This window comes from Klebsiella sp. GW_Kp182, assembly GCF_040062275.1.
Taxonomy (GTDB): Bacteria; Pseudomonadota; Gammaproteobacteria; order Enterobacterales; family Enterobacteriaceae; genus Klebsiella; species Klebsiella michiganensis.
In genome coordinates this window covers 40,214-53,328 of record NZ_JBEAFQ010000075.1, presented here as the reverse complement: position 1 = coordinate 53,328, position 13,115 = coordinate 40,214, and the positions used below count along the sequence as shown (strand labels likewise).

At 57.6% G+C, this 13,115-nt stretch carries 11 protein-coding genes and 1 pseudogene; 6 read left to right on the top strand and 6 right to left on the bottom strand.

The window, feature by feature from the left end:
- Window positions 1-178: 178 nt before the first annotated feature.
- Both ptsP and rppH read right to left on the bottom strand, forming a co-directional pair.
- Window positions 179-2,425: a phosphoenolpyruvate--protein phosphotransferase gene (gene ptsP, locus ABLU88_RS27660; RefSeq protein ID WP_014226660.1), complete on the bottom strand. Its 2,247-nt coding sequence runs from the start codon at window positions 2,423-2,425 to the stop codon at window positions 179-181.
- Window positions 2,426-2,437: 12 nt separating this feature from the next.
- The gene (gene rppH / locus ABLU88_RS27655) at window positions 2,438-2,968 is read right to left on the bottom strand and encodes an RNA pyrophosphohydrolase (protein ID WP_004124593.1); all 531 of its coding nucleotides are present in this window, start codon (window positions 2,966-2,968) and stop codon (window positions 2,438-2,440) included.
- Between the two features lie 453 nt (window positions 2,969-3,421).
- On the opposite strand from rppH, the pseudogene ABLU88_RS27650 reads away from it, so the two are divergent.
- From ABLU88_RS27650 to ABLU88_RS27630, 5 genes and pseudogenes are all read left to right on the top strand, one after another.
- Window positions 3,422-3,562, top strand: a pseudogene (locus tag ABLU88_RS27650) (hypothetical protein); the annotation flags it as partial.
- Between the two features lie 88 nt (window positions 3,563-3,650).
- Window positions 3,651-4,346, top strand: a complete 696-nt coding sequence (gene mutH / locus ABLU88_RS27645) for a DNA mismatch repair endonuclease MutH (protein WP_014226661.1) — start codon at window positions 3,651-3,653, stop codon at window positions 4,344-4,346.
- 81 nt (window positions 4,347-4,427) lie between these two features.
- Window positions 4,428-5,141 carry a TerC family protein gene (locus ABLU88_RS27640; RefSeq protein ID WP_004105253.1) on the top strand — a complete coding sequence of 238 codons (714 nt, stop codon included), beginning with the start codon at window positions 4,428-4,430 and terminating at the stop codon, window positions 5,139-5,141.
- 124 nt (window positions 5,142-5,265) lie between these two features.
- Window positions 5,266-5,484 (top strand): YgdI/YgdR family lipoprotein, encoded by a 219-nt coding sequence (locus ABLU88_RS27635; protein ID WP_004105255.1) that lies wholly within the window; start codon window positions 5,266-5,268, stop codon window positions 5,482-5,484.
- Between the two features lie 237 nt (window positions 5,485-5,721).
- Complete coding sequence (locus ABLU88_RS27630) at window positions 5,722-6,762, top strand: NADP(H)-dependent aldo-keto reductase (protein ID WP_014226662.1); 1,041 nt, start codon at window positions 5,722-5,724, stop codon at window positions 6,760-6,762.
- A 99-nt stretch (window positions 6,763-6,861) separates the two neighbouring features.
- Here ABLU88_RS27630 and lplT read toward each other — a convergent pair whose 3' ends face one another.
- On the bottom strand, window positions 6,862-8,055 hold the full coding sequence (gene lplT, locus ABLU88_RS27625; protein WP_025107412.1) for a lysophospholipid transporter LplT: 1,194 nt from the start codon (window positions 8,053-8,055) through the stop codon (window positions 6,862-6,864).
- A complete protein-coding gene (gene aas, locus ABLU88_RS27620) occupies window positions 8,048-10,207 on the bottom strand; it encodes a bifunctional acyl-ACP--phospholipid O-acyltransferase/long-chain-fatty-acid--ACP ligase (protein ID WP_049072052.1) in 2,160 nt (719 codons plus the stop codon). The genes lplT and aas overlap by 8 nt, the downstream gene beginning before the upstream one ends.
- A 622-nt stretch (window positions 10,208-10,829) precedes the next feature.
- Between aas and galR the strand changes: the two genes are divergently transcribed.
- The gene (gene galR, locus ABLU88_RS27615; protein WP_014839434.1) at window positions 10,830-11,846 is read left to right on the top strand and encodes an HTH-type transcriptional regulator GalR; all 1,017 of its coding nucleotides are present in this window, start codon (window positions 10,830-10,832) and stop codon (window positions 11,844-11,846) included.
- Here galR and ABLU88_RS27610 read toward each other — a convergent pair.
- Window positions 11,807-12,286, bottom strand: coding sequence for a GNAT family N-acetyltransferase (locus tag ABLU88_RS27610; protein WP_348838739.1), 480 nt, complete (start codon window positions 12,284-12,286; stop codon window positions 11,807-11,809). The genes galR and ABLU88_RS27610 overlap by 40 nt on opposite strands.
- Window positions 12,283-13,056, bottom strand: coding sequence for a GntR family transcriptional regulator (locus ABLU88_RS27605; RefSeq protein WP_004105268.1), 774 nt, complete (start codon window positions 13,054-13,056; stop codon window positions 12,283-12,285). The genes ABLU88_RS27610 and ABLU88_RS27605 overlap by 4 nt, the downstream gene beginning before the upstream one ends.
- Window positions 13,057-13,115: the final 59 nt, after the last annotated feature.

Sequence of the window (13,115 nt, the reverse complement as noted above, 5' to 3'; positions counted from 1 at the left end):
GGGCAGGCGCTTTGCGCCGCCCCCGGGAGCAGAGCGCGGAGCCGCTGAACTTCCCGGAGGCGATGCGGCGCATCTGTCCGGGCTACCCAACCCTCAGGCCGCCCGAACCTCGTCAGCGTTGTCCCGGATCACGGCTAACGCCTTACCCGGGCTACAAATTCATGAACCGTAGCCCGTGCTAGCGGCCGCCGCGAATCAGGCCGCCGAGTCCGCGTCGCTCCATAAAAGCCGCGACCTGATGGCGCACTTCGGCGGTCATCTGCGCTTCCAGGCTACGCTGGGAAAGCTCCTGGGCTTCATTGATATCGATGCGCCGCAGCAAATACTTCACTCTCGCCACCGAACGACCGTTCATCGACAGATGACGATAGCCCATACCAATCAGGATCGTCACGCACATCGGATCGCCCGCCATTTCGCCACACAGGCGCAGGTCGATACCAAAACGCTCGGCGTCGCGGGCAATCATCGCCAGCGCCCGCAGTACCCCCGGATGCAGGCTGTCATACATACTGGCGACCCGGGTGTTGTTGCGATCCACCGCCAGAATGTACTGGGTCAGATCGTTGGTGCCAACGGAGATAAAATCAACGCGGTTCGCCAGCTGCGGCAGCATAAAGACCATCGACGGCACTTCCAGCATCACGCCAAGACGCGGGCGGGGAATGGCGTAGCCGATCATCTCTTCCACTTCGCGGCTGGCGCGATCGATCAGGCGACGAGCCTCATCCACTTCATCCAGGCTGGTGACCATCGGTAGCAGGATGCTGAGGTTTCCGGTTGCCGCGTTGGCCCGCAGCATCGCGCGGACCTGTACCAGAAAGATCTCCGGCTGATCGAGCGTGATCCGAATACCGCGCCAGCCAAGGCACGGATTCTCTTCGCTGATCGGCATATACGGCAGCTGTTTATCCGCGCCGATGTCCAGCGTGCGCAGCGTCACCGATTTCTCGTTGAACATCTGCAGCATGCCCTGATACTGGGCAACCTGCTCCTCTTCGGAAGGGAAGCCGCTTTGCAGCATAAAGGGGATTTCGGTACGGTAAAGGCCAATACCGTCGACGAAATTGCCGAGTTTTTCTTCATGCTCGGGGCTCAGGCCCGCGTTGAGCATGACTTTTACCCGCTCGCCGCTTTTCAGTTCGGAAGCGCGTTCAAGATCGTCCTCGGCCAGGCGGCTAAGCTCGTTCTCTTCGCTGATCAGGCGCTGATACTCTTGCAGCAGCACCGGCTCGGGATCCACCAGCAGCTCGCCGCGATAGCCGTCGACAATCAGGGTATGGCCGTGCAGCAGCGAAGGCTGAATATCCGCCCCCATCACCGTCGGAATGCCCAGCGCGCGCACCATAATCGCGGCGTGGGAGTTCGCCGCGCCATCGCGCACCACCACGCCGGCTAAACGATCCTGAGGAACTTCCGCCAAGGTGGTGGCCGACAGTTCATCCGCCACCAGCACGATGCGCTCCGGCCAGGTATTGGGCCCCTGGATACTGTCATCGAGATGGAAAAGCAGCCGCTGGCCCAGCGTGCGCAGATCGCCCGCGCGCTCTTTCAGATAGCCGTCGCTGAGCGCGGCAAACTGTTCGGCGAATTTCTCGATAATCTTCTTCACCGCCCATTCGGCCACCGCGCCTTTATCCACTTCAGCGAACAGCTCGCGGCGCAGGCGCGCGTCGGAAAGCAGGTGCGAATAGAGGTCAAAGATGGCCGCCGTCTCTTTCTGCGCGCCGGCAGCGTAGCGTTTGCTGTAGCGGCGAAACTCATTCGCCGCCTCTTCCAGCGCGCCGGTCAGCCGCTCGCGCTCGGAAGCGGTATCGAGCGTCGAGGCTTCATAAACCTGCTCCATCAGCGGCAGGCTGACGTCCATCCAGCCTTCGGCAATCGCCACGCCTGACGAGGCGGGCAGCGCGCGGATGCGGGTCTGACGATATTGACCAAACAGCGCGTTCAGCTGGGATTGAGAGAGAATGCCGGCGATTTGCGTGGCCAGGGTGACCAGGAAGGACTCTTCGCTTTCGTCAAACTGGCGCAGTTCGCGCTGCTGCACAACCAGCACGCCGAGCAGCTGACGCCGCTGGATAATCGGCACGCCGAGGAAGGCGCGAAAGCGGCCCTCTTTGACCGCGGGAATATATTTAAAGCTGGGGTGCTTTTGCGCGTCGGCGAGGTTAATGGGTTCGGCCAGGCGGCCAACCAGGCCCACCAGGCCTTCGTCAAAAGCGAGCGCAACGATGCGCCCGCGCGGCTTTTTCAACCCGCGCGTCGCCATCAGGTAATAACAGCGTCGGTCATTGTCAGCCAGATAAACCGAACAGACTTCCGTCTCCATCGCGGCGCAGATATCGGTGACCAGGATATCCAGCGCCTCGTTTAAACGCGGCGCACTCGCGACCTTCTCGACTATTTCTCGCAACCGAGTGAGCATAATGTGCGTGGCTTAACCTCTTTTACGTCGATATGCAGGCGCGCTTTGCGGCTTAGGCGTGCTTTCCGCCAGCGCCATGGTGACGCTGGCAAACTCTTTCATCACCCTGCGGTATACGTCGCGCTTAAACGACACCACCTGACGCACCGGGTACCAGTAGCTTACCCATCGCCAGCCATCAAACTCAGGTGTACTGCTGGTTTGCATATTGACATCCGCATCGCTGCCGATCAATTGCAGGAGAAACCACTTCTGTTTCTGGCCGATACATACCGGCTTTGTGTCCCAACGCACCAAACGTTTAGGCAATTTGTAACGCAACCAGTTACGGGTTGAAGCAAGGATCCGCACATCTTTACGGCTTAGCCCAACTTCTTCGAACAATTCCCGATACATCGCCTGCTCTGCTGATTCCCCTGGATTTATGCCCCCTTGCGGGAACTGCCACGAGTGCTGACCATAGCGCCTGGCCCACATAACCTGGCCCTGGCGATTACAGATTACAATACCGACATTTGGGCGGTAGCCATCGTCATCAATCACCGGACTACCTCAAAATAAGCTTCAATGTGAATGATTGTTTCACACTCGTTGGAAACGGTAAACCACTCTGTGAGGGGGATGAGATCGAATAACATTTGAATAACTCACAGTAATACCCGGAGTTATAAACAGCGAAAGCCATACCCGGACGATTTTATTCACTTTTTCTGTGGATAGAGTTGTGAAGAAGTACGGAATTAACCAGGGAAAACCCGGAATCATCCGAACAGCGTAGCGATAGCACCGGATTATAATGACCTAATTTTCATAAAGTTAGCATGTTAAAATTTCATAATTCACAGTATAACGTGACGATCATCACATAAGAGATCCTGGAACTGATGAAAGATCGAGCAATGTTGGTTTTATCCACAGATTACGCATGTGCTCTGGGCATATTTTGTCTAAAAACTCGATTTTCATCTCACGTCAAGGCTGTAAATGGAAACAGTAGTGGGGCTTTTCCCCAGTTATCCCATTTTTCTGTGGATAACAGGGTGTAAGATCCTGTTCATTGTCGGTGACCAGTTCTGGAAAACCCGGTTTCACCATTTTCACCGCGGCAAAAAATCGCAAAAAAAACCATATGAATCATCAAATTGTCATACTTACTCAAGAAAAGGTAAACTCTATCCACAACGGATGAAATTACTGCTCACTTTTTAGTCAGAGGTTTTACGCTATGCCGACCATCGCGCCGCTCTTATCCCCCCCGCAAAGCCAGGAGCAGCTTCTGGCCCAGGCGCAGCAGCTGGCAGGCTATTCGCTGGGGGAGCTGGCCCAGCTTGCCGGGATTCCGATTCCGCGCGATTTAAAACGTGATAAAGGCTGGATCGGCATCCTGCTGGAGATATGGCTTGGCGCCAGCGCAGGCAGCAAGCCGGAGCAGGATTTCGCCGCCCTCGGCGTCGAGCTGAAAACCATCCCCATCGATTCATCAGGTCGCCCGCTGGAAACCACCTTTGTCTGCGTCGCGCCGCTGACCGGCAACAGCGGCGTCACCTGGGAGAGCAGCCACGTGCGTCATAAGCTCAAGCGGGTACTGTGGGTACCGGTAGAGGGCGATCGCGCGATTCCTTTGGCCGAACGTCGCGTCGGCGCACCGCTGCTGTGGAGCCCCAGCGAAGAAGAAGATCGCCAGCTGCGTATGGATTGGGAAGAGCTGATGGATTTGATCGTCCTCGGCCAGGTCGAGCGTATCACCGCCCGCCACGGCGAAGTGCTGCAGCTGCGCCCGAAAGCGGCAAACAGTAAAGCGCTGACCGAGGCGGTAGGCGCCCGCGGCGAACCGATCCTCACCCTACCGCGCGGTTTCTATCTGAAGAAAAACTTTACCGCCGCCCTGCTCGCCCGCCATTTCCTTCTCTCCTCGAAATAACGGCCTGGAGATGATTAATTTTTTGTTCTGCCGTGGCGGTTGCATATAATCGCATCTTTCTATTTTGCAGGACTTTGAACGATGTTATTTGCATGGGTAACCGATCCTAACGCCTGGCTGGCGCTTGGTACGCTGACGCTGCTGGAGATAGTGCTCGGGATCGATAATATTATTTTCCTCTCTCTGGTGGTGGCAAAACTGCCCACTGCGCAACGGGCACACGCCCGCCGTATTGGGCTGATGGGGGCGATGATCATGCGTCTGGCGCTGCTGGCGTCAATCGCGTGGGTCGTCAAGCTCACTAATCCTCTCTTTACCGTGCTAGGCCAGGAGATCTCGTTTCGCGATCTGATCCTCCTGCTGGGCGGGCTGTTCCTGATCTGGAAGGCGAGTAAAGAAATTCACGAATCCATTGAAGGCGAAGAAGAAGGGCTGAAAACCAACGTCCATTCATTTATGGGCGCCATCGTGCAGATTATGCTGCTGGATATTATTTTCAGCCTCGATTCGGTGATCACCGCCGTCGGGCTGTCGGACCATCTGTTTATTATGATGGCGGCAGTGGTTATCGCGGTGCTGGTAATGATGGTTGCCGCCCGTTCGATAGGCGATTTTGTTGACCGCCATCCTTCGGTGAAAATGCTGGCGCTGTCGTTTTTGATCCTCGTCGGCTTTACGCTGATGCTCGAAAGTTTCGACGTGCACGTGCCGAAAGGCTACATCTATTTCGCGATGTTCTTTTCGATTGCGGTTGAAAGTCTCAACCTGCTGCGCAATAAAAAAAATCCGCTGTAGCCCGCTAAAATGCAGCCCTGAAACGGGCTGCAATTCTTTTTTAAGACTTAACTGCTTTTTATGTCTCACAAATCAGGCTATTAATATACTGGTACGAGGTGCGGCTATAATAGGGGTGATAGCGATGAAAAAATGGGCAGTATTGATTTCCGCCGTAGGACTGGCGTTCTCGGTTTCCGGTTGCAGCAGCGATTACGTCATGGCAACCAAAGATGGTCGCATGATTCTGACTGACGGCAAACCCGCCATAGACGACGACACCGGCCTTATCAGCTACGAAGATCAGCAGGGTAATAAAATGCAGATCAATCGTGACGACGTTTCGCAGATTATTAAACGCTAGGCCCCGCCGTCAGGTCGCGATTTAGCGTTTTATCGCACCGTTGAGCAGCGTTCTTTATTCTTCAGCATTCAGAGAAAAGTCGGGATACACCTGATCTGTCCGCGAGGATTCATCAGGCCGGATTCCGTCAGCCCGGCTTTTTTGATTTTTTTACTTCCCCTTTTTCTCCCCCTCTGCCATTTTTATATTCCTTTGTCGGGGAACGCCTGACCTTGTTGATAAAAAAGGAAGCCGGCTATGCAGTATCACCGTATCCCACACAGTTCTCTTGAAATCAGCACGCTGGGGCTGGGCACAATGACGTTTGGTGAGCAGAATAGCGAGGCAGACGCGCACGAGCAGCTCGATTACGCGGTGAGTCAGGGCATTAACCTGATTGATGTCGCGGAAATGTATCCCGTCCCGCCGCGCCCGGAAACCCAGGGCCTGACGGAAACCTACGTCGGTAACTGGCTGGCGAAGCGCGGCAATCGCGAAAAGCTGATTATCGCCTCTAAAGTGAGCGGCCCTGCCCGCAATAACGACAGCAGCATTCGTCCTGACCACAAGCTGGATCGTAAAAATATCCGCGAGGCGCTGCACGACAGCCTGAAGCGCCTGCAGACCGATTATCTCGACCTCTATCAGGTACACTGGCCGCAGCGCCCGACCAACTGTTTCGGCAAGCTGGGCTACACCTGGGCCGATTCCGCCCCGGTCGTCACCCTGCTGGATACGCTGGACGCGCTGGCCGAATTCCAGCGCGCCGGCAAGATTCGCTATATCGGGGTCTCTAACGAAACGGCGTTTGGCGTGATGCGCTATCTTCATCTGGCGGACAAGCACGACCTGCCGCGCATCGTGACGATCCAGAACCCGTACAGCCTGGTGAACCGCAGCTTTGAAGTGGGCCTGGCGGAAGTTAGCCAGTATGAAGGCGTGGAGCTGCTGGCCTATTCCTGCCTGGCGTTCGGCACGCTGACCGGGAAATACCTCAACGGCGCAAAACCGGCAGGCGCGCGCAATACGCTGTTCAGCCGTTTTACGCGCTACAGCGGCGAGCAAACGCAAAAAGCGGTGGCGGCCTATGTCGATATCGCGAAGCGGCACAATCTTGACCCGGCGCAGATGGCGCTGGCCTTCGTACGTCGTCAGCCGTTTGTCGCCAGCACCCTGCTGGGCGCGACCACCATGGAGCAGCTGAAAACCAACGTCGAAAGCCTGCATCTGGAGCTGAGCGCAGAGGTTTTAGCCGAGATTGAAGCGGTGCATCAGGTTTATACCTACCCGGCACCGTAAGGCCGTAAAAGCCCCCGGGGGCGATGCTACGCATCTGTCCGGGCTACAAGTTCGCGCAGTTTGTAGCCCGGACAGGCGCGACGCGCCGCCTCCGGGAGATTATTTACGCCGTCCCCAAATCCACAGGGCAGTAATCGCCAGGGCGAACACCACGCCAAAGCCAATCCCTACGCCGACGACAGGAATACCGATGCTCACCGCCAGCGAATAGAGGCCCAGCATCAGCAGCATCGCCACGTTTTCGCCTAGGTTCTGCACCGCGATAGCGTTGCCCGCGCCGACCGTATGTTTCCCTCGCTCCTGCAGCAGGGCGTTAAGCGGCACGATAAAGAAGCCGCCGAACGCGCCGAGCAGCAGCAGCAGGGCAAACGCCGGCAGCAGCGCCTGCTGGATGGCGAAAAAGATGACCGCCACGCCAATCAATATCCCGGCGGGCATGCAGCGCGACACCGTTTCCAGCGTCACGAGCTTCGCCGCCGCGCCGGCCCCCAGCACAATCCCCACCGCCACCATCGCGTTAAGGTAGGTCGGCATGGCGTTGCTGGTAATGCCCAGCGCCGCCGGCACCCACAGCACCAGCAGGAAGCGCAGCGTCACGCCCGCCCCCCAGAACAGGCTGGTGCCGACTAACGAAAAGCGGGTCTCACCGTTGCGCCATAGCGTCGTACAGGCGCTAAAGAAGCTGTGGGTCATCGGCCTGAAGCGCCACGACTGTCCGGGACGCGCCGCCGGCAGCTTCGGGATCCACAGGTTGGCGACCACCGCGCCGGCGTACACCACCGCGCAGACGCCGAGCGCCGCCATGATATGCCAGTCCGCCAGGATACCGCCCGCCATCGAGCCAAGCAGGATCGCCGCAATGGTCGAGGACTCCATCAGGCCGTTCGCTTTCACTAACTTATCGCCGGTGGTCAGCTCGCCGAGAATGCCGTATTTAGCCGGAGAATAGGCGGCAGCGCCGATGCCCACCAGCGTATAGCCAATAAACGGATTCACGCCAAAGCAGATACAGCCTGCACCAACCAGCTTCAGGCCGTTCGCCACCATCATCACCCGCCCTTTGGCAAAGCTATCGGCAAACTGTCCGACAAACGGCGCGAAGAGAATGTAAGCGCCCACAAACAGCATCTGTAATACCGGTTGGCTCCACTCCGGGTAGAACAGCTGCTTCATCAGCGCCAGGGTGGCGAACAACAGCGCGTTATCGCCAAACGCCGAAAGAAACTGGGCGCAGATAACCGCCATCATCCCTTTCGAATACAGCGACGTGTTAGTGTGTACTGACTCACTCATCCGAACCTTCCGCCTGTTCAACCATGCCTTTAAGGGTGACAAAGTCCGGCTTGCCGCTGCCCAGTACCGGGAGCTGCTTCAGCCAGCGAATGTCGCGCGGTACCGCCAGCTCCGGTACGCCGTGTTCACGGGCATAGCGCAGCAGTTTTTCACGATTCAGTTCATTATCGGTGGTAAACAGCACCAGCGCCTCGCCTTTGCTGGCATCCTGTTTAATCGCCGTGGCGTGCATTTTGTCCGGCGAAACCGCCAGCGCCACCTGCTCGACCATCTCCAGCGACACCATCTCACCGGCGATTTTGGCAAAGCGCTTCGCGCGGCCCTGAATCCGCACATAGCCCTGTTCGTCAAAGCTGACGATATCCCCGGTGTCATACCAGCCGGCCTCGACTACGCCGTGCTGGTTTTCCGCCGCGGGCGCTTCCAGCACGCCGGGATTTTCCACCCGCAGATAGCCGTTCATGATGTTCGGCCCTTTAAGCTGTAAACGGCCCCCCTCTTCAATACCGGGCATGGCCAGCAGACGCGCGTCCATCCCCGGCAGAATGCGGCCAACGGTGCCCACTTTCGCCGCCATCGGCACGTTGATCGATACCACCGGCGCGCATTCGGTGACGCCGTAGCCTTCAAGAATGCGCAGGCCAAACTTGTCCTGCCAGATCTGCTTTGTGCTCTCCTGCAGCTTCTCCGCCCCGGCGACAACGTAACGCAGGCGATAAAAATCATACGGATTCGCAAAGCGGGCATAGTTGCCAAGGAAGGTGGAGGTGCCGAACAGCACGGTACAGTTGCGGTCATATACCAGCTCCGGCACCACGCGGTAGTGCAGCGGGCTGGGATAGAGGAAGACCTCCGCGCCGGTAAACAGCGGCGTCAGCAGGCCGACCGTCAGGCCAAAGGAGTGAAACAGCGGCAGCGCCGACATAAAGCGGTCGTTGGCGGTAAAGTCGGCAATGGTTTTAATCTGCTCGACGTTGGCCAACAGGCTTTTATGGCTATGCACGACCCCTTTCGGATTGCCTTCCGAGCCGGAGGTAAACAGAATCATCGCCGCGTCTTCCGGCTGCTGCGTAACCTGCGCCAGCTTCGGCATCAGCAGATGGCCAAAAATCCACAGCTTATCGGCGGCGGTAACCTCGCCTTTTAAATCTTCGAGAAATACCCAGCGCACCTGCGTCAACTGCTCCGGCAGGTGCCAGAGCTTGCCTTTATCGAGGAAGGTGCGGGAGGTAAAGATGGTTTTGATTTCCGCCGCGGTAATGGCGCTGCTCAGGCCTTTGACCCCGGCGGTATAGTTCATCATCGCCGGGATTCGTCCGCGGGCGATCGCGCCAAAAATCACCGCCGCGCTTATTCCGGCGTTCGGCAGCATCAGGCCGATTTTTTCGCCCTGGGCACTGTATTTTTCCAGAATGCGCGCCACGAAGAGGGTTTTGGTCAGCAGCTTACGGTAGGTGTCCGGCTGAAAATTGATATCTTCCACGCAGCGTTTGTGCGCGCCGAAGCGGTCCTGGGCCGCCAGCAGCGACTCATACAGCGTTTCGCGCGGGCGCACCGCCATCCGCGCCTCCATCATGATCTGATGCAGCATTTCACCGGCAATTTTACGCCGGTCGCGGGCGCGCGGCGCATCGGGCATCGGCAGATGCGTCGGCGGCAGCAGATGCAGCTGAATGCGCGGGAACAGGCGGCGCTTGACCAGCCCCTTCAGGCGGCTAAAGGGGGTTAGTTCAGCACCTTCGATTCTCAGCGGCACGATGGTCGCCTGCGACTTCGCCGCCACAAAGGCGGCGCCGTCGTAAATTTTCATCAGCGAACCGCTCACCGAGATCCGCCCTTCCGGGAAAATCACCACCGGGCGCCCCTGCTCAATCAGGCGGACCAGATGTTTTATCGACATCGGTTTGGTCGGGTCCAGCGGCACAAAATCAATAATCGGCTTTAGCGCGCGCATAAACCAGCGATCGCTGATTGAGGAATAGACCGCGAACACCGGGCGCACCGGCAGGAAAAGCGCCAGCAGTACGCCGTCAATAAAGGAGACATGGTTTGGCGTAATCAGCACCTTGTGCTGGTGCAGCGCCTGGGGGTCACCGGTTAACTTGACCCGGTACAATCCTTTGAAAAGTAGTCTGAAAAATCCCAAAAGCATAACAACTCCGTTTGACCGGTTAATCAGTCAAAGCAGGTTACATGAGAAGGGACGGAAAATGCACCAGGAGGAGCGGAATTCAGGACAAAAAAAACCTGCGCATCCGCGCAGGTCGGTGCAAGATAATCAGTACGAAAAGCGTACTTAAAAAACTCACCAATCAATACCTCTGGGATCCTGATTGTCTCGTTTTTCCCGCCGCCGGCGCCAGCCATAAAACGCAAGGGAATGAGCCTAAGTGCAACCAGTTATTACTTTTTTCGTGAACTGTAACAACGGCTAACGGCGGGCAAAAAAAAACCTGCGCATCTGCGCAGGCTGGTGTAATTAAGTGGTCAACCTGAAGTTGACTCCACCTATCAATACCTCTGGGATAGCCAGAGTATCAATGCAATGAATGGGTAAACCAGCGAACATTCGCAACAGCCAATCGCAAAGTGTAAGCAAAGGTGTGAATTGTCCGTTCCCGGAATCATTCTCCGCTCCCCTGTGGGTAACTATTTCACCCGCAACGCTAATCTGCGTCACAATTGCATTAACCCAAAAGTACCAACCCTTGAATCTGCCGCGCTTTCCCGTAACATAAATGCCATGTAAACGCTTACCCTAAAAAAGGCCTGGTATGGCGACTATTAAGGATGTAGCCCGGCTCGCAGGAGTCTCCGTCGCTACCGTCTCCCGCGTTATTAACAATTCACCGAAAGCCAGCGAAGCCTCGCGCCAGTCGGTAGGCGCCGCGATGGAAACGCTAAATTATCACCCCAACGCCAACGCCCGCGCGCTGGCGCAGCAGTCAACGGAAACCGTCGGCCTGGTGGTGGGCGATGTCTCCGACCCCTTCTTCGGCGCGATGGTGAAAGCCGTCGAGCAGGTCGCCTACAATACCGGCAATTTTTTGCTGATCGGTAACGGCTATCACAACCTCCATAAAGAGCGCCAGGCGATTGAACAGCTGATTCGCCACCGCTGCGCGGCGCTGGTGGTCCACGCAAAAATGATCCCCGATGACGAACTGGCCTCGCTGATGCAGCAAATCCCCGGCATGGTGCTGATTAACCGCATCCTGCCCGGCTTCGAGCAGCGCTGCGTGGCGCTGGATGACCGCTACGGCGCATGGCTCGCGACCCGCCACCTGATTCAGCAGGGGCACACCCGCATCGGCTATCTCTGCTCTAATCACGCTATTTCCGATGCTGAAGACCGGCTGCAGGGCTACTGGGCAGCGTTAAAAGAGAGCGATCTGCCGTGCAACGATCGCCTGGTGACCTTTGCCGAGCCCGATGAGAGCGGCGGAGAACAGGCGATAACCGAGCTGCTGGGCCGCGGCAGGAATTTCAGCGCCGTCGCCTGCTATAACGACTCGATGGCCGCCGGCGCGATGGGCGTATTAAACGATAACGGGATTGATGTGCCGCGTGAGATTTCGCTGATTGGCTTTGATGACGTGCTGATTTCGCGCTACGTGCGCCCGCGTCTGACCACCGTACGCTATCCGATTGTCACCATGGCGACGCAGGCCGCGGAGCTGGCGTTAGCGCTGGCGGAGCATCGCCCGCCGCCGGAGATTACCCACCTTTTCAGCCCCACGCTGGTCCGCCGTCACTCGGTGATTGCGCCCCTCGACAGCGATAAATCGTAGCGGTATAAACTGACGGCGCTGGCCGGATAATCCAGGCCTTCGCCGATATACTGCCAGCCAAAACGCTCATAAAAATCGCGGCAGGCGGAGTAGAGAAATAGCTCGGTATAGCCCTGCGCTCTGGCATATCCGATGACGTGCTGCTGTAGTTTTCCCGCCAGCCCCTGCCCGCGCGCCTCAGGCGCCACGTAAAGCGCCGCCATCCACGGATAGAGATCCTGACGGCTGATTAAATCGCAGCGCCACAGGCCGACGGTGCCCAGCAGCCTCTCGCCCTCCACGGCCACAAAGGTAATGGGCAGCGCTCCCGGCGTCTGGCTATGTTCGACAATGCTGGCGAAGAACGCCCGCGGCAGCGCGTCAGCGCCAAACGCTCGCCAGAGCCACTCCGTTAAGCATGAAGCGTGCTGCGGCACAGCGTAGAGGGGGTGAATAATCATACCAGCTTTCCCTGAAAAATCGGTACCGATTCAAAGAGATAGCCGTCAAAGTCCGGCGCGTCTTCATCGGAAAGCTCCAGCAGGCTGTTTTTGACATTTTCAAGATGCTGCCACATTGCCTGCCAGGCCCCCATCACATCGCGTCGGCGCAGGGCGGCGAGCAGCGTTTGCCGGTCCCCGAGCCACTTCAGCCGGTACGCCCGGCTGGCGATATGCACGTTGAACTGCTGCCACAGCGGGCTGCTGTCCATCTGCAGCCAGATGCGCTCAACCGTCGCCAGCAGCATCTGATTTTGCGTCGCGCCGGCCAGCACCAGGTGAAACAGCCGGGCGTTATCCTGGCTGGTATCGTTGGCGGCAATCGCCCGCTGTTCCTGCTCGATAATCCGCTTCAGGTTATCGATATCGGCGCGGGTGGCCATTTTGGCGGCAAAAGCGGCGATATTGCTCTCCAGCAGCTGGCGGGCCTGCAGGATTTCGAACGGCCCGACGTCGCTGCTTAGCATCTGTTCTTCCTCGCTATCGTCCTCGTGCGGGATGCGCATCACGTACACCCCGGAGCCCTGGCGAATGTCGACCGTCCCCTGCAGCTCCAGCATCAGCAGCGCTTCGCGGACGATGGTCCGGCTCACGCCGTAGGTCTCGGCGATATTGCGTTCCGGCGGCAGGCGCGACCCGATGGGATAGCGCCCCTGCGCAATCTGTGCGCGTAAATCATCACCTATTTCCTGGTAGGGTTTCTTTTCCGGCGGAATGATAGCCTTCTCCACAATATCACCTGTGCGTTATGAGCCTGCGAGTCAATATCGGCCGCTATCTTAGCAAAATT

Excerpts from the sequence above, each read along its gene's own strand:
- mutH (WP_014226661.1), top strand. The coding sequence starts at position 3,651 with ATGCCGACCATCGCGCCGCTCTTATCCCCCCCGCAAAGCCAGGAGCAG.
- ptsP (WP_014226660.1), bottom strand. The coding sequence starts at position 2,425 with ATGCTCACTCGGTTGCGAGAAATAGTCGAGAAGGTCGCGAGTGCGCCG.
- ABLU88_RS27610 (WP_348838739.1), bottom strand. The coding sequence starts at position 12,286 with ATGATTATTCACCCCCTCTACGCTGTGCCGCAGCACGCTTCATGCTTA.
- ABLU88_RS27630 (WP_014226662.1), top strand. The coding sequence starts at position 5,722 with ATGCAGTATCACCGTATCCCACACAGTTCTCTTGAAATCAGCACGCTG.
- galR (WP_014839434.1), top strand. The coding sequence starts at position 10,830 with ATGGCGACTATTAAGGATGTAGCCCGGCTCGCAGGAGTCTCCGTCGCT.
- ABLU88_RS27635 (WP_004105255.1), top strand. The coding sequence starts at position 5,266 with ATGAAAAAATGGGCAGTATTGATTTCCGCCGTAGGACTGGCGTTCTCG.
- aas (WP_049072052.1), bottom strand. The coding sequence starts at position 10,207 with ATGCTTTTGGGATTTTTCAGACTACTTTTCAAAGGATTGTACCGGGTC.
- ABLU88_RS27640 (WP_004105253.1), top strand. The coding sequence starts at position 4,428 with ATGTTATTTGCATGGGTAACCGATCCTAACGCCTGGCTGGCGCTTGGT.
- lplT (WP_025107412.1), bottom strand. The coding sequence starts at position 8,055 with ATGAGTGAGTCAGTACACACTAACACGTCGCTGTATTCGAAAGGGATG.